The sequence below is a fragment of the Xanthomonas campestris pv. asclepiadis genome (assembly GCF_020784175.1).
Taxonomy (GTDB): domain Bacteria; phylum Pseudomonadota; class Gammaproteobacteria; order Xanthomonadales; family Xanthomonadaceae; genus Xanthomonas; species Xanthomonas campestris_D.
The window spans coordinates 16,162-32,063 of sequence record NZ_JAJGQM010000037.1; the positions used below are offsets into that span (position 1 = coordinate 16,162).

General features: G+C 65.1%; 10 protein-coding genes and 1 pseudogene. 8 read left to right on the forward strand and 3 right to left on the reverse strand.

All coding sequences use genetic code 11. The features are described from left to right. Positions 1-319: 319 nt before the first annotated feature. The 8 genes from LL972_RS15710 (at position 320) to LL972_RS15745 (ending at position 13,392) form a co-directional block, all read left to right on the forward strand. The gene (locus tag LL972_RS15710; RefSeq protein WP_228328386.1) at positions 320-1,342 is read left to right on the forward strand and encodes a LacI family DNA-binding transcriptional regulator; all 1,023 of its coding nucleotides are present in this window, start codon (positions 320-322) and stop codon (positions 1,340-1,342) included. Positions 1,343-1,460: 118 nt separating this feature from the next. After that, the gene (locus LL972_RS15715; RefSeq protein ID WP_228328387.1) at positions 1,461-4,439 is read left to right on the forward strand and encodes a TonB-dependent receptor; all 2,979 of its coding nucleotides are present in this window, start codon (positions 1,461-1,463) and stop codon (positions 4,437-4,439) included. Between the two features lie 101 nt (positions 4,440-4,540). Then, positions 4,541-6,178, forward strand: coding sequence for a glucoamylase family protein (locus LL972_RS15720; protein WP_228328388.1), 1,638 nt, complete (start codon positions 4,541-4,543; stop codon positions 6,176-6,178). Positions 6,179-6,181: 3 nt separating this feature from the next. Continuing rightward, complete coding sequence (locus LL972_RS15725) at positions 6,182-7,540, forward strand: sugar ABC transporter substrate-binding protein (RefSeq protein WP_228328389.1); 1,359 nt, start codon at positions 6,182-6,184, stop codon at positions 7,538-7,540. After that, positions 7,537-8,421 (forward strand): carbohydrate ABC transporter permease, encoded by an 885-nt coding sequence (locus LL972_RS15730; protein ID WP_228328390.1) that lies wholly within the window; start codon positions 7,537-7,539, stop codon positions 8,419-8,421. Before LL972_RS15725 ends, LL972_RS15730 begins: the two co-directional genes overlap by 4 nt. Next, a complete protein-coding gene (locus LL972_RS15735; protein ID WP_115046520.1) occupies positions 8,418-9,254 on the forward strand; it encodes a carbohydrate ABC transporter permease in 837 nt (278 codons plus the stop codon). Before LL972_RS15730 ends, LL972_RS15735 begins: the two co-directional genes overlap by 4 nt. 26 nt (positions 9,255-9,280) lie before the next feature. Then, positions 9,281-12,418, forward strand: coding sequence for a discoidin domain-containing protein (locus tag LL972_RS15740; RefSeq protein ID WP_228328391.1), 3,138 nt, complete (start codon positions 9,281-9,283; stop codon positions 12,416-12,418). Between the two features lie 65 nt (positions 12,419-12,483). After that, complete coding sequence (locus LL972_RS15745) at positions 12,484-13,392, forward strand: endonuclease/exonuclease/phosphatase family protein (RefSeq protein ID WP_429002174.1); 909 nt, start codon at positions 12,484-12,486, stop codon at positions 13,390-13,392. A gap of 66 nt (positions 13,393-13,458) precedes the next feature. On the opposite strand, the gene LL972_RS15750 is transcribed toward LL972_RS15745, so the two are convergent. From LL972_RS15750 to LL972_RS15760, 3 genes and pseudogenes are all read right to left on the reverse strand, one after another. Continuing rightward, entirely contained in the window at positions 13,459-14,691 is a 1,233-nt protein-coding gene (locus LL972_RS15750) for a TraB/GumN family protein (protein WP_429002172.1), read from the reverse strand. Then, positions 14,684-14,917, reverse strand: a pseudogene (locus tag LL972_RS15755) (N-acetyltransferase family protein); the annotation flags it as partial. The pseudogene LL972_RS15755 and the gene LL972_RS15750, both read right to left, overlap by 8 nt. 34 nt (positions 14,918-14,951) lie before the next feature. Next, the gene (locus LL972_RS15760) at positions 14,952-15,836 is read right to left on the reverse strand and encodes a carbon-nitrogen hydrolase (RefSeq protein WP_104582525.1); all 885 of its coding nucleotides are present in this window, start codon (positions 15,834-15,836) and stop codon (positions 14,952-14,954) included. Positions 15,837-15,902 lie beyond the last annotated feature (66 nt).

Below are 15,902 nucleotides of genomic sequence, written 5' to 3' on the forward strand. Positions count from 1 at the left end.
CGATCAAGCCGCCGTCGTAGGAGCGCACCCGGGCGCGACAGGGGTTATCGGTGATGCTCGTCGCGCCCGGGTGCGCTCCTACGGGGTCGACCGTTCCATGCTTAGCGGACCGCCCCAACCGTGATCGCCGTCGGCCTTCATCCGTGGACATATGGGCAGTATTTGTTGCGTCGCAACACAGTGCTTCACGTATTCATCACCTGCAGATGCTTGATCTGTAAGCGTTTTCACGGGCGTGAAGACAGGGGTTTACGCCCTCGTATGAAAACGCTTACAGTCCGCGCCAGTTTTGGGAACTCGGTCGCGGAGGGCGACACGAATGGCCAAGGGTGCGGTCACCATCAAAGATGTCGCTCGGGAAGCACAGGTCTCCGTTGCAACGGTGTCGCGTGCGCTCAATGGGCATGACAACGTCGCCGGGCCGGTGCGCCAGCTGGTGCAGGACGTGGCCGCGCGGCTGCGCTACAGCCCGCATGCGGCAGCGCGCAGCCTCAGCAGCCGGCGCACCCAGACCCTGGGCGTGGTACTGCCGGATCTGTACGGCGAATTCTTTTCCGAACTGATCCGCGGGATCGACGGCGCAGCGCGTGCTGCCGGCCAGCATCTGCTGGTGTCCAGTTACCACGGCGACCCGGAAGCGCAGGGCAGGGCATTGCAGTCCATGCGCGGGCGGGTGGATGGTCTGCTGGTGCTGTCGCCGTATGCCGAGCAGCCCGGGTTCCTTACCGACAACCTGCCGCAGGCGCTGCCCACGGTGCTGATCAACGCGCATGTGCCGGGCAACGCTTATCCGGTGCTGAGCATCGACGACCATGCCGGCGCGATGGCGATGACCGCGCACCTGCTGGCGGCCGGGCATCGGCGTATCGCCTTCATCGGCGGGCCGGCGCTCAACTTCGATGCGCGCGAACGCCTGCGCGGCTTCCGCGACGCGATCACCGCACATGGCGACACCGCGCAGGGCATCGAATTCCCTGGCGACTTCGACGAGGCCTCCGGCCACCGCGCCGGGCAGGCGATGCTGGCTGACGGCGCGCTGCCCGATGCAGTGTTCGCCGCCAACGACATGACCGCGTTGGGCTGCCTGTACGCCTTTGCCCAGGCCGATGTCTCGGTACCCGGCGATGTGGCATTGGCCGGCTTCGACGATATTCCGCTGGCCCGTTTCGTCCATCCCGCGCTGACCACGATGCGGGTCAGCATTGCACGCCTGGGCGAGCAGGCGATGACCCGGCTGATGCGGCTGGTGGACCAGCCCGGCCACGACGACGGCATCCGCCAACTGCTCACGCCCGAGCTGGTGATCCGCGCCTCCTGCGGCGCGGGCGAGCCCGGCCTCTGAGGTTCCAGTCCCTGACCCTTTCGCGGACGTCCTGTCCGCTCCCGCTGCCCACCGCAGCGGTCGTTCCTGCAAGCCGCAACGCCACAACAACAATCTGTACCGATCCCTGGAGGGACCAATGCGCCACCACCACCCCCATTCCGCCAGTCCGGCGCGCAAGCTGCTCAGCTGCGCCCTGGCCAGCTGCCTGCTGCTGGGCGCCGCCCCGGCCTTCGCGCAGAGTGCTGCCGCGACGATCCGCGGTCAGGTGACCGTTGACTCGGCACCTGCCAGCCAGGCCCAGGTCACCGCGACCAACCTTGCCACCGGCCTGACCCGCACCGTGCAGGTCAGCAACGGCGGCTACTCGCTCGGTGGCCTGCCGCCGGGTTCGTACCGCCTGGACGTCACCGCCAATGGCCAGACCACCTCGCAGAACGTCACCGTGCAGGTCGGCCAGACCGCGACCCTGAATCTGGGCGTCGGCGGCGAGCCGGCTACGGCAGAAGCTGGTAACGCCACCACGCTGGACGCGGTGCAGGTCAAGGCGCCGCCGGTGCTGGTGGAAACCCGTACCTCCGAGAACGCCACCTACATCTCCAACGTGCAGATCCAGAACCTGCCGCGTGCCACGCGCAACTTCCTGGAACTGGCCGACACCGTGCCGAACGTGCAGTTCACCCGCGATGCCAACGGCACCACCAAGGTCCGTTCGGGCGCCACCTCGGCCGAAGGCACCAACGTCTATATCGACGGCGTGAGCCAGAAGAACTACGTGCTCACCGGCGGCGTCAGCGGTCAGGATTCCAGCCGCGGCAATCCGTTCCCGCAGTCGGCGATCGGCGAATACAAGGTCATCACCTCCAACTACAAGGCCGAGTTCGACCAGGTCAGCGGCGCGGCCATCGTGGCCTCGTCCAAGTCCGGTACCAACGATTTCCACGGCAGCTTCTTCTGGGACACCACCAACGACAGCTGGCGCGAAGAAAGTCCGCTGGAAAAGCGCGCCGGCGTACGCGACGACTTCGAGGAAACCCAGTACGGCGCCACCTTCAGCGGTCCGATCCTCAAGGACAAGGCGCATTTCTTCGTCGCCTATGAAGCCAAGGAATACACCACCCCGAACGTGGTGATCCCCGGTTCGATCTATTCGGACCGCGTCGATCAGCTGCCCACGCAGTTGCAGCCGCTGGTCGCCACCTACAGCACGCCGTTCAAGGAAGACCTGTACTTCGCCAAGATCGACTGGACCATCGGCGACAACAGCCTGTTCGAGCTGAGCGGCAAATACCGCAAGGAAGACGAGCTCAACGACGTCGGCGGCACCTCGACCCTCGAGCATGGCAGCATCAACGGCCAGGAAGAAAAGCGCGCCAACCTGCGTTGGCAGTACAGCGGCGCCAACTTCCTCAACGAGGCCAACCTCAGCTACGAGAGCGCGTTCTGGAACCAGGCGCCGATCAACAACGGCAACGGCTACATCCTCAGCTACACGCCCAACCGCGGCAACGAGACCGATGTGCTCGCCGCAGGCGCCGGCAGCAGCTTCCAGCGCAAGGGGCAGAAGGGCTGGACCTTCCAGGACGACCTGACCTTGAACAGCCTGGAATGGCATGGCGCGCACACCGTCAAGATGGGCGTGAAGTTCAAGAGCATCGATCTGGATTCCACCCAGTTCAATCCGGCCAACCCGCAGTACTACTACAACATCCTCAGCGATGTGGAAAGGCCGTACCGGGTGCGCTTCGGTGCGCCGCTGGTCGAAGGTGGCGGCTCGGTGGTGTCCAAGAACAAGCAGTACGGCATCTATCTGCAGGACGACTGGGAGGTCAACGAGCACTGGACCCTGAACCTGGGCGTGCGCTACGACTACGAAGAAACCCCGGCGTTCCTGGACTTCGTGACCCCGTCCGACGTCGCCGGCGCCTTGCAGAACTGGACCAACCTGCAGAATGCCAACTACGACATCAACAACTTCATCAGCACCGGCAACAACCGCAAGGCGTTCAAGAATGCCTGGCAGCCGCGCCTGGGTGCCTCCTATGACCTGTTCGGCGATCAGGCCCACGTGATCTACGGTGGTGCCGGTCGTGCCTACGACCGCAACATCTTCGACTACCTGGCGCTCGAGCAGCTCAACAACTCGTTCAATTCCTACAGCTACTACTTCACCAGCGCCAACAATCCGGCCTGCCTGGGCGACCCGTGCACCGCATGGAATCCGGCCTACAACACCCAGGAGGGCCTGAACACGCTGACAGCCAGCAGCACCGGCGGCGGCGGGCGCGAGGTCTACCTGATCGACAACAACATCAAGACCCCGTATTCGGACCAATTCAGCATCGGCATGCGCAACATGGTGCCGCTGTGGGGCCAGGACTGGTTCACCGACGTAACCCTGAGCCGCATCGAAAGCCATGACGGCTTCGCGTTCGTGCGCGGCAACCGCCTGCCGGACGGGTCGTTCTTCCAGCCGGGCACCACCTCCGGCTCGCCGACCGACGGCCCGGATGGCTACAGCGCCATCGTGCTGGGTACCAACGGGGTGGAAACCCGCAACAACCAGCTCGCCCTGCAGGTTGAAAAGCCGTTCGACGAAGAATCCGGCTGGGGCCTGACGGTGGCCTACACCTATTCCGATGCCAAGGAGAACCGCCAGTTCGGCGAGCACTACGCACTGGATCGCGAACGCATCGAGGACTATGGCTGGCGTGAGGCCGGCGGCATTCCGAAGAACCGCCTGGTGGTCACCGGCATCTACGAGCTGCCGTATGAGATCAAACTGTCCGGCAAGCTGTCGCTGGCCAGCCAGACCGCGCGTTATGGGCAGAATTGCCTGGCCGGCAACGACCAGTGCTACATCGTCCAGTTCAAGCCGGACGGCACGCTGGGCTACAAGGAGTTCAGCATCGCTGCAAATAAAGAATGGGATACCGGCGGCGGTGTCAAATTCAACGTGCGTGCGGATATCCTCAACGTGTTCAATTGGGTGAACTACGCCAACTTTAACGGCGAGACCGGGACACTCGGAGACTTGAACACGGCTTACGGCACCCCGACCGGTGTGCTGGCGTCGCCGATGCGTACCTTCCGTCTGGCCTTCGGCCTGAACTGGTGAGGTACCCGACCGCCCCGGCAGCTGCCGGGGCGGTCGAACTCGGCGCTTGGATAGGGTAGGTTGGCGTGCGAGATGTAATCGATTACACGAGTGGGGGGCGGATGAACAGGGGCAGGACTTCGTATTGGTTGACGATTCCACTATTGCTGGGCGCGCTGGTGATGGCGTCCTGCAAACAGGCAGAGGAGCCCAAGGTGGCCGAAAAGAAGGCGCCGGTGAAAGTCATCCTGGTGGAAGCGCAGCTGCCACCCAAGCCGGTCAAGCCGGCGCTGCCGCCGCTGTTCTCGGACATCGAGCGCCGCACCTTCCAGTTTTTCTGGGATACCACCAACGAACTCAATGGGCTGTCGCCGGATCGCTTCCCGTCGCGCCCGTTCGCCAGCATCGCCTCGGTGGGGTTCGCGCTGACCGCGTATCCGATCGGGATCGAGAATGGCTGGGTCAGTCGCAATCAGGCGATCGACCGCACCTTGACCACACTGAAATTCTTCCGCGATGCGCCAATGGGGCCGCAGCGGACCGGTAGGGCCGGGTACAAGGGCTTCTACTACCACTTTCTGGACATGCAGCAGGGCAACCGTTACGACAGCTGGGTCGAGCTGTCGAGCGTGGATACCGCGCTGCTGATGATGGGCGTGTTGTTCACCCAGTCGTATTACGACGGCGACGACCCGCGCGAGAAGGATATCCGCCAGATCGCCGATGCGCTGTACAAGCGCGTGGACTGGCGCTGGCTGCAGCAGCGCGCACCGCTGATCTCGATGGGCTGGTTCCCCGAGAGCGGTTTCATCGACCACGACTGGATGGGCTACAACGAGGCGATGATGCTGTACATCCTCGCGCTCGGCTCGCCGACCCATGGCGTGGATGTGGATGCCTGGACCAGCTGGACCCGCACCTACAACAACGATTGGGGCGTCTACCAGGGCCAGGAATACCTGTCCTTCGGCCCGCTGTTCGGTCACCAATACAGCCATGTCTGGATCGATTTCCGCGATATCCAGGACCAGTACATGCGCGAACGCGGCATCGACTATTTCCTCAACAGCCGCCGCGCCACCCTGGCCCAGCGCGATTACGCCATCGACAACCCGATGAAGTGGAAGGACTACGGCGAGAACGTCTGGGGTCTGACTGCCGGCGACGGCCCGCAGAACACCAGCCAGGAATACCGCGGCGAGCAGCGCCAGTTCCGCCATTACTCCTCGCGCGGCGCCGGCCTGCGCGAGAATTTCGACGACGGCACCATCGTGCCGTCGGCTGCGATCTCCTCGATCGTGTTCGCCCCGGAAGTGGTGATCCCGGCCACCGAGGAGATGCACAAGCGCTATGGCGACTTCCTGTACTCGAGCTACGGCTTTCTGGATTCGTTCAATCCCAGCTTCAACTACGACATCCCGCTCAAGACCGGGCGCATGGTGCCGGACCGCGGCTGGGTGGCCAGCGACTACATCGCCATCGATCAGGGCCCGATCCTGGCGATGATCGCCAACTACCAGAACGAATTCGTCTGGACCGTGATGAAGAAGAACCCCTACATCCGGGCCGGTCTGGAACGCGCCGGCTTCACCGGCGGCTGGCTCACCCCCGAAGGCGAGCCGCAGCCGGCGCCGCAGAAGGACGAGCAGAAGGCCGCCGCGCGTTCGCTGGGCATGGCCGAGTCGCGTGCCGCCGCTGCCCAGGCCCAGCAAGACCCCTCGCAACGCCAAAACTCCACGCAACGCCCCAAACCCGAGTAATCCGTGCGCCTTTTGAAACTGTTGATACTGTCCGCCGCACTGTGTCTGGGTGTGGCGGGATGCGAACGCTCCGATCCAGGCAAGACCACCGTGCGCTTCTGGGCCATGGGCAAGGAGGCCGAAGTGGTCGCCGAGCTGGTGACCGACTTCGAGAAGCAGAACCCGGACATCCACGTGGATGTGCAGAACATCCCGATGACGGCAGCGCACGAAAAATTGCTGACCGCCTTTGCCGCCGATGGCTTGCCGGATGTGTGCCAGCTCGGCAACACCTGGCTGCCGGAGTTCGCCCTGCTGGACACGCTGGAACCGATGCAGCCGTACGTGGCGCGTTCCAGGATCGTCGACCCGCAGGATTATTTCCCCGGCGTGTGGGACACCAACCTGGTCGACGGCACCTTGTATGGCGTGCCGTGGTACGTGGACACCCGGCTGCTGTTCTATCGCAAGGATCTGCTGCGCGAGGCCGGTTACAGCGAGATGCCCAAGACCTGGGCCGAGATGGAGCAGGTGATGGCGGCGATCAAGCGCAAGGTCGGCCCGGACCGCTACGCCATCCTGATGCCGCTCAATGAATTCGAGCAGCAGCTGTCGTTCGCACTGCAGCAGGACGACCGCCTGCTGCGCGACCACGACAACTACGGCAACTTCCGCGGCGAAGGCTTCCGCAAGGCGCTGGGCTTCTACGACACCATGTACCAGAAGGGCTGGGCACCGAAGGTCTCCGAGACCCAGGTTTCCAACGTCTGGTACGAGTTCTTCAACGGCTATTACGCGTTCTATTTGTCCGGCCCGTGGAACGTGCGCGAGTTCAAGCTGCGCCAGCCGCCGGGCATGGAAGGCAAGTGGGGCACCGCGCCGCTGCCGGGACCCAACGGCCTGGGCGCGGGCATCGCCGGCGGTTCCAGCCTGGTGATCTTCAAGTCGTCCCGGCACAAGGATGCCAGCTGGAAGCTGATCGAATACCTGTCGCAGCCGCAGGTGCAGGCGCGCTTCCACGCCATCATCGGCGACCTGCCGCCGCGTCGCAGCACCTGGAAGTTGCCCTCGCTGGCCAACGACGAACTGGCGCATGCCTTCGGCGACCAGCTGGAGCGGGTCAAGGCCACGCCCAAGGTGCTGGAATGGGAGCGCATCGTGCAGGAAATGCGCCTGGTGACCGAGCGCGTGGTGCGCGGTGGTCAATCACATGAGGCGGCCGTGCAGGAACTGGATAAACGCGTGGACGAGATTCTGGCCAAGCGCCGCTGGATCTTCGAACAGGAGGGCGGGCATGTCGGTCCGGCCGGTGAATCGGCAACGCCTTCGGCGACACCCGCCGCAGCGCCAGCGCCTTCAGCAGGCAAGGGAGCGGCACGATGATGAAGCGTAATTCCGTTGCCGGCTGGGTGTTCGCCGGCCCGTCGATCCTGGTGCTGGGCATGTTCTTCGGCGTGCCGGTGTTCGCCGCGCTGGTGCTCAGCGTCACAGATTTCGACCTGTACGCACTGGCCGACAGCAGCCATCTGCGCTTCGTCGGCCTGGGCAACTACATCGACCTGCTGCAGACGCCGCTGTTCTGGAAGTCGTTGTGGAACACCACGTACTTCGTGCTGCTCGGCGTGCCGATGTCGATCGGCGTGTCGCTGGGCGCCGCGTTGCTGCTCAACGCCAAGGCCTCGCGCTTCAAGGCCCTGTTCCGCACCGCCTTGTTCGCCCCGGTGGTGACCACGCTGGTGGCGGTAGCGGTGATCTGGCGCTATCTGTTCCACATCAAGTACGGCCTGGTGAACTTCGGCCTGAGCCATCTGGGCATCGCCCCGATCGACTGGCTGGGCGATCCGCGCTGGGCGATGCCGACCATCATGCTGTTCGCGGTGTGGAAGAACTTCGGCTACAACATGGTGATCTTCCTGGCCGGCCTGCAGGCGATCCCGCAGGACCTGTACGAGGCCGCGCGCATCGATGGCGCCTCGCGCTGGAAGCAGTTCCTGCACATCACCCTGCCGATGCTCGGCCCGGTGCTGATGGTGGTCGGGGTGATCACCATTTCCGGCTATTTCCAGCTGTTCGCCGAACCCTATGTGATGACCCGCGGCGACCCATTGCAGAGCACCGTGAGCGTGCTGTACTTCATGTTCGAGGAAGGCTTCAAGTGGTGGAACCTCGGCCGCGCGTCGGCGGTGGCGTTCCTGCTGTTCCTGATCATCCTGGCGGTGACCACCGTGATGCTGCGCTTTGGCCGCAAGAGGGATTTGATATGAGTCGTGATGTCGGCCAATCGCGCTGGAATGCCGTGCTGATCAACGGTGGCCTGCTGGTGCTGGCGCTGGTCAGCCTGGCGCCGCTGCTGTGGATGCTGTCGGTATCGTTCATGCCGACCGGCGAGGCCAGCCGCTTCCCGCCGCCGATGCTGCCCTCGGCGTTCACCACTGCCAACTACCACGAGCTGTTCGCGCGCACCGGCATGGCGCGCAACTTCGCCAACAGCCTGATGGTGTCCGGGCTGATCACGCTCGGCTCGCTGCTGATCAACACCATGGCCGGCTATGCGTTCGCCAAGCTGCAGTTCGTCGGCCGCGAGCGCATCTTCAAGATCCTGATGGCCGCGCTGGTGATCCCCGCGCAGGTGGCGATGTTGCCGCTGTTCCTGTTGATGAAGCAGCTGCATCTGGTCAACAACATTGGCGGGGTGGTGGTGCCGGCGCTGGCGACGGTGTTCGGCATCTTCCTGGTGCGCCAGTACGCGCGCAGCATTCCCGACGAGCTGATCGAAGCCGCGCGCATCGACGGCGCCAGCGAGATGCGGATCTTCTTCCAGATCGTGCTGCCGATGCTCAAGCCGGTGCTGGTCACCTTGACCATCTTCACCTTCATGGGCTCGTGGAACGACTTCATGTGGCCGCTGATCGTGCTGACCGACCAGGAGCAGTACACCTTGCCGGTGGCGCTGGCGGCACTGTCGCGCGAGCACATCATGGACGTGGAGCTGATGATGGCCGGCGCAGTGGTGACGGTGATTCCGGTGCTGCTATTGTTCGTCGCGCTGCAGCGTTACTACATCCAGGGCCTTCTGCTGGGGAGTGTGAAGGGGTGAAGCGAGTGTTCCTGCGACTGTTTGCCATGGCCGCTGTCGTCACGTCCGCGGGCGCGGCGCAGGCGCAGGAGCGCGTGCTCGACGGCTTCAACGACATCGGCGCCTGGCGCCTGGTGGTGTCCAACCAGGTCAGCGGCTCGCTGCGCCCGGTGGCCACCAGCTCCGGCGGGCATGCGCTGTGCCTGGACTACAACTTCAACGGCGTGTCCGGCTATGTCGGCATCCGCCGCAACCTGCCGATCACCTATCCGGACAATTACCGCATCGGCTTTGCGCTGCGCGGCGACTCGCCGTCCAACGACCTGCAGGTCAAGCTGATCGATGCCAGCGGCGACAACGTGTGGTGGGTCAACCGGCCCGGCTTCAACTTCCCGAAGAACTGGACCACCGTCGGCTATCGCAAGCGCAACATCGAAAAGGCCTGGGGCCCGGGCCAGGACAAGCAACTGCGCAGCAGTGCCGATGTCGAGTTCACCATCTATAACAAGGTCGGCGGCAAGGGCACGGTGTGCTTCGACCGTCTGGCGCTCACGCCGCTGCCGCCGGAAGACACCTCGCCGTTGAAGGCCGAGGCCATCACGGACACCGCGCCTGCGCTGGAACAACGCCTGGCCGACGGCAAGCCGGAGACGTTCTGGCTCAGTGGCGCGGTCAAGCAACAGACCGTCACGCTGGACCTGGGCAAGGTGCGCGAATTCGGCGGCGCGGTGGTGCAGTGGGTCCCCGGCTTGCAGGCCTCGCAATACGTGGTGCGCGCGTCCAGCGATGGGCGGGGCTGGCGCGATCTGCGCACTGTCACCGCCGGTGCCGGCGGCACCGACTGGCTGGCGTTGCCCGATACCGAGGCACGTTACCTGCGCTTCGATCTCAAGGACGGCCCCAACTGGCGCTATGGCATCAAGGAAGTGCAGCTGCAGCCGCTGGCCTTCGCCGCCACACCGAACGATTTCATCAAATCGCTGGCCGCGCAGATGCCGCGCGGCAGCTATCCGCGCGGTTTCTCCGGCGAGCAGCCGTACTGGACCATCCTCGGCCTGGATGGTGGCACCGAGCAGGGCCTGATCGGCGAGGATGGCGCGGTGGAAGTGGGCAAGGGCGGCTTCAGTATCGAGCCGTTCGTGGTCACCGGCGGCAAGCTGCTGCATTGGTCCGACGTCAGCAGTGAGCAGAGCCTGCAGGACGACTACCTGCCGATTCCCAGCGTCGACTGGCATCACGACCTGATGAACCTGCGCGTCACCGCATTCGTGCAAGGCACGCCCGATCAGGCGCAACTGGTCGCGCGCTATCAGCTGCACAACACCGGCAAGGACGCGCGTGAGTTCACCCTGGCCTTGGCGGTGCGTCCGTTCCAGGTCAATCCGCCGACGCAGTTCCTCAACACCCTGGGCGGTGTCAGCCGGATCGACCAGCTGGCGGTGCAGGGCGCACAGGTCAGCGTCAACGGCAAGCCGCGCGTATTCGCCGCGCAACCTCCCGATGCCGGCTTTGCCAGTGCCTTCGACAGTGGCATGGACGTCAGCCATCTCACCGCCGCCACGCCGCCGACGATCACCCAGGTCAAGGACGAAACCGGCCTGGCCTCGGGCGTGCTGCTGTATCGCTGGAAGCTGGAGCCTGGCCAACGGCGCGAGGTGGCGCTGGTGATCCCGCAGACCGGCACCGCGCAGTTGCCGGCCGGCTTCGATGCCGACGAGGCGCAGCAGCAGGTGGCCCAGCAGTGGCGCAGCAAGCTCGATCGCGTGCGCATCAGCGTGCCGGCCGAAGGCAAGCCGGTGGTCGACACCTTGCGCACCGCACTGGCGCATATGTTGATCTCGCGCATCGGCCCGCGTCTGCAGCCGGGCACGCGCTCGTATTCCCGCAGCTGGATCCGCGACGGCGCGATGATTTCCGAAGGCCTGTTGCGACTCGGCCGCGAGGACGTGGTGCGCGAATACGTCGACTGGTTCGCCCCGTATCAGTTCGCCGACGGCATGGTGCCGTGCTGCGTGGACGACCGCGGCAGCGACCCGGTGCCCGAGAACGACAGCCACGGCGAACTGATCTTCAATATCGCCGAGTATTACCGCTACACCGGCGACAAGGCATTCCTGGAAAGGATGTGGCCGCACGTGACTGGCGCCTACGACTACATGGAAAAGCTGCGTGCCAGCGAACGTACCGAAGACAACTTCATGCGCAACCCGGCCTTCTACGGAATGATGCCGGTATCGATCAGCCACGAAGGCTATTCCGCCAAGCCGGTGCATTCGTACTGGGACAACTTCTGGGCGCTGCGCGGCTACAAGGATGCGGTGATGCTGGCCGGCGCGCTCGACAAGCCCGACGAGGTTGCCCGCTTCAGCGCCGCACGCGACGAATTCAGTGGCGACCTCATCGCCTCGCTGGGTGCGGCCGTGCGCCAGCACAGTCTCGATTTCCTGCCCGGCTCGGCCGAGCTCGGCGACTTCGATGCGACCTCGACCACCATCGCACTGGCACCGGGGGGCGAGCAGCAACGCCTGCCGCAGGACCTGTTGAGCAATACCTTCGAGCGCTACTGGAAGGAGTTTTCCGACCGCCGCGACGGCAAGCGCGAATGGAAGGACTACACACCTTACGAATGGCGCAACGTGGCCGCATTCGTGCGGCTGGGCTGGCGCGAGCGCGCCTGGGATGCCACCGCGTTCTTCTTCAAGGACCGCGCGCCGCAACCCTGGAACCAGTGGGCCGAGGTGGTCTCGCGCACGCCACGCACGCCGTTCTTCGTGGGCGACCTGCCGCATGCGTGGGTCGCCTCGGATTTCGTGCGCTCGGTGCTGGACATGTTCGCCTACGGACGCGAATCCGACGCCAGCCTGGTCATCGCTGCCGGCACGCCGACGCGCTGGTTCGAGGGCAAGGGCATCGGCATCGCCGAATTGCGCACCCCTTATGGACGCCTCAATTACACCTTGCAGCGCACCGACAAACAGCTGGTGCTGCAACTGCAGCCGGGGCTGATCCTGCCGCCGGGCGGGGTGGTGTTGCCGTGGCCGTACCAGGGCACGCCGGGCAAGGCCAGCATCAACGGCGAATCGGCCGAGTGGCAGAACGGCGAATTGCGGATTCAACAGCTGCCAGCCAATGTGCAGATCGATGTGCCCAGCGCGGTGCGGCGGGCCGAGCGCGCCACGCAATGACTGACGTACCCCGACCGACCCCGGCAGCGCCGGCGCGGCGACGTGCCGGATGGCCGGTCGCGTTGGTGGCGCTGCTGCTGTGCCCTGTTGCTGTACACGCCACGCAGGCCACCCACGCCGTGCAGGTCGCGCAACCTGCGCAGGTCGACAGGCCCGATCGCGCAGAACGCGCATCCCGGGCAGTACCATCGCCCAGCGCAGTGCAGCGCGAAATGACCCTGGTCACGCTCAACCTGCATCACGACCGCGAGGACTGGCCGGCGCGTCGTGCCTATATCGCCAAGGAACTCAGGCAACTGGCGCCGGACGTGATCGCGCTGCAGGAAGTGATCGAACGCCGCGGCAGCGTGGAGAACCAGGCGGCCTGGCTGGCGCGCAAGCTGGGGTACGACTACAGCTTTGTCTCTGTCGACTCGGTCGATGCGTCCAAGCGCTACGGTAACGCGTTGCTGAGTCGGCGCAAGGTGCTGGCCCGGCATCAGCGCCTGCTGCAGCCGCTGGACGATTACCGCGTTGCCGCGCATCTGCAGGTCGATATCGACGGCCAGCCGATCAACGTCTACGTCACCCATCTCAACGAACGTGCCGATGCACGCGGCACGGCCACACGCACGCGCCAGGTCGCGGACCTGCTGGACTTCATTTCCTCCACCAGCAATCAGGCACCGGTCGTGATTGCCGGCGACTTCAACACCGCCGCCGATGCCCTGGATCTGGAAGCGCTACGCAAGGGCTACGGCGACAGCTACGGCAGCGTGCATCGCAACAGCGATGCCACCGTCAGCACCTTGAACCTGCATGTCTTCGACAAGCCGGCGCGGATCGACCACGTGTTCTTCCAGCAGAAGCGCCTGCTCGCCCGCGAAGCACGCATCCTGTTCGACACGCCGTATGCCGAGGGGCGCTGGGCATCGGACCACTACGGCGTCTGGGTACGCCTGCAGCTCGCGCCACAGGCGCAGCCCGCGCCGTAGCCGCACACGCGCCCGAATGCGTAGGTGCGCTCCTACGAGCAGCAACAGATTGCAGCGCCGCCACGCTCACCCATGCAGGCGATTGAAGATCTGCACACCGGCCAGCCACACGCCGGCCATGCTGCCGACATTGGTCAGCAGGAACGTCAGCACCACCCGCGAGACACGATTGCGGTACCAGCCGCGCAAGGTCTGCGCATCGTCGCGTAGCGACAGGAAATCGCCATAGGCCGGCTTGCGCATATGTACTTCGACCAGGGCGGCGAACGCACCGGTCGGCACGCTCAGACGGAACGGCTTGAAGGGCGCCACGACTGCCGCGGTGAGGATGCTCAACGGGTGGCTGCCGGCCAGCAGGCAGCCCAGCGCGGCCAGGCCGCCGGTATACATCGCCCATTGCAACAACAGGTCCGCGCCCATGCTCAGGCCGCCGCGCCAGAACCCGATGCCGATGCCGGTGATGATGACCGCCAGAATGCCCAGCGTGATCCACGGAATGCGCTTGCGCTGCTGCACGTACTCCAGCGATTCGCGCAACGGGCCGGGTGCGGCGGTGTCCTGTTCCAGGTGGCGCGCAAGACCGGCCAGGTGTCCTGCGCCGACCACCGCCAGTATCTCGTGCTGGTCCGTCCTGGCTTCCTCGCGCAGGCGCGTGGCCATGTACTGGTCGCGCTCGGCAATCACGGTTTCGTACAGCTCCGGGCTTTCGCTGGCGAAATCGCCGAAGCTCGCCTCCAGCATGTCGCCTTGCTTGAGCTTCTCGATTTCCTCTTCGCCCACCTCGTCGGCCGCGAACAGCCCACCGAGCAGGCCACCGGCCAGTTTCATCTTGCCGAAGAATCCCAGCCGCCCGGACGCGCGCTTGAAGGTCAGGCCGACCTCGCGATCGATCAGGTGCACCGGCAGACCTTGCGCGCGTGCCAGGTTCACCGCTTCCTTCAACTCCGCGCCCGGCTCGATGCCAAGCTGCTTGGCCAGACGGCGCTGGTAGGCGGCCAGGGCGAGATTCGCCGCAAACAAGGCCACCCGTCCCTTGCGAATCACCTGCACCAGGTCCAGCCGGGCGAGGGCATCCGGGTCGCTGAGCGCCTGCAGGCGCTGTGCGTCCAGTTCCACTGCGACCGCGTCATAGCGGCCGCTGCCGATCGCCCGCTGCACCGCGGCCACGCTGGCGAGTGACACGTGCGCGGTGCCGAGCAAGGTATAGCGCACGCCATCGCGTTCGACGATGCGATGCGGCTGGCCGGACAGCGCATCGTCCAGAACGTGGGTGGTCTGCTCAGTCATGGGGTCATTCATCAGAAGGAGGGGCGGTGTCGCCGGAGCCGGGCGTGCCTTGCAACTGCACGTCGTCCAACCGGCGACCATGCGTGCGGCCGTTACCGGTGAACATTTCGACCGTGCGAAAACCAAAACGTTCATGCAGCCGTCGCGATGCCACGGTGTCGGCAGTGCCGATCACCGCAATCATCCCTCGACAGCCGCGTTGTTTGCAGCGTGCCATCAGCTCGCCGAGCAAGGCCTTGTCGCGGACCTCGCGCAACTCGACAGGCATGCGGTCAGTCGATGTAGCGCTTGAGTAGATCGCCATACGCATCGATGCGGCGATCGCGCAGGAACGGCCAGATGCGGCGCACGTGTTCGCTGCGCTGCAGATCGACGTCGCATACCAGCACCGTCGGGTCCTGTCCCGCTTCGGCGATGAATTCTCCCTGCGGCCCCAGCACATGGCTGTTGCCCCAGAACTGGATGCCCGACGCGCCCAGCGGCGAGGGCTCATGGCCGACGCGGTTGCACGACAGCACCGGCACCCCGTTGGCGACGGCATGGCCGCGATGGCTGAGCACCCAGGCATCGCGCTGGCGCTCCTGCTCGGGTTGCTGGTCGTCCGGATCCCAGCCGATCGCGGTGGGGTAGAGCAGCAGTTCCGCGCCGGCCAGCGCCATCAGGCGCGCGGCCTCGGGGTACCACTGGTCCCAGCACACCAGCACGCCAAGCCGGCCGACCGAGGTGTCGATCGGCGCAAAGCCCAGATCGCCAGGGGTGAAGTAGAACTTCTCATAGAAGCCCGGATCGTCCGGGATATGCATCTTGCGGTACTTGCCGAGCAGGCGGCCGTCCTTTTCGAACACCACCGCGGTGTTGTGATACAGCCCGGCCGCGCGGCGCTCGAACAACGAAGCCACCAGCACCACGCCATGCTGCCTGGCCAGCGCGCCCAGACGCTCGGTGCTGGGGCCGGGGATCGGCTCGGCCAGGTCGAATTCGTCCACCGACTCGTGCTGGCAGAAATACGCACCGTTGTGCAGTTCCTGCAGCAGCACCAGCTTGGCGCCCTGCGCGGCGGCTTCGGCCACGCGCGATTCGATGATGGCCAGATTGGCCTCGGCGTCGCCGTGGTTGCGCTCCTGGATCAGCGCGACGGGAAGGAGATGACGGGTCATGGCGATTGGTCCAGCGAAGTGGCGCACTAAGGTAGCGCGCGATGGCGTAACACCGGCCTGCCGGCC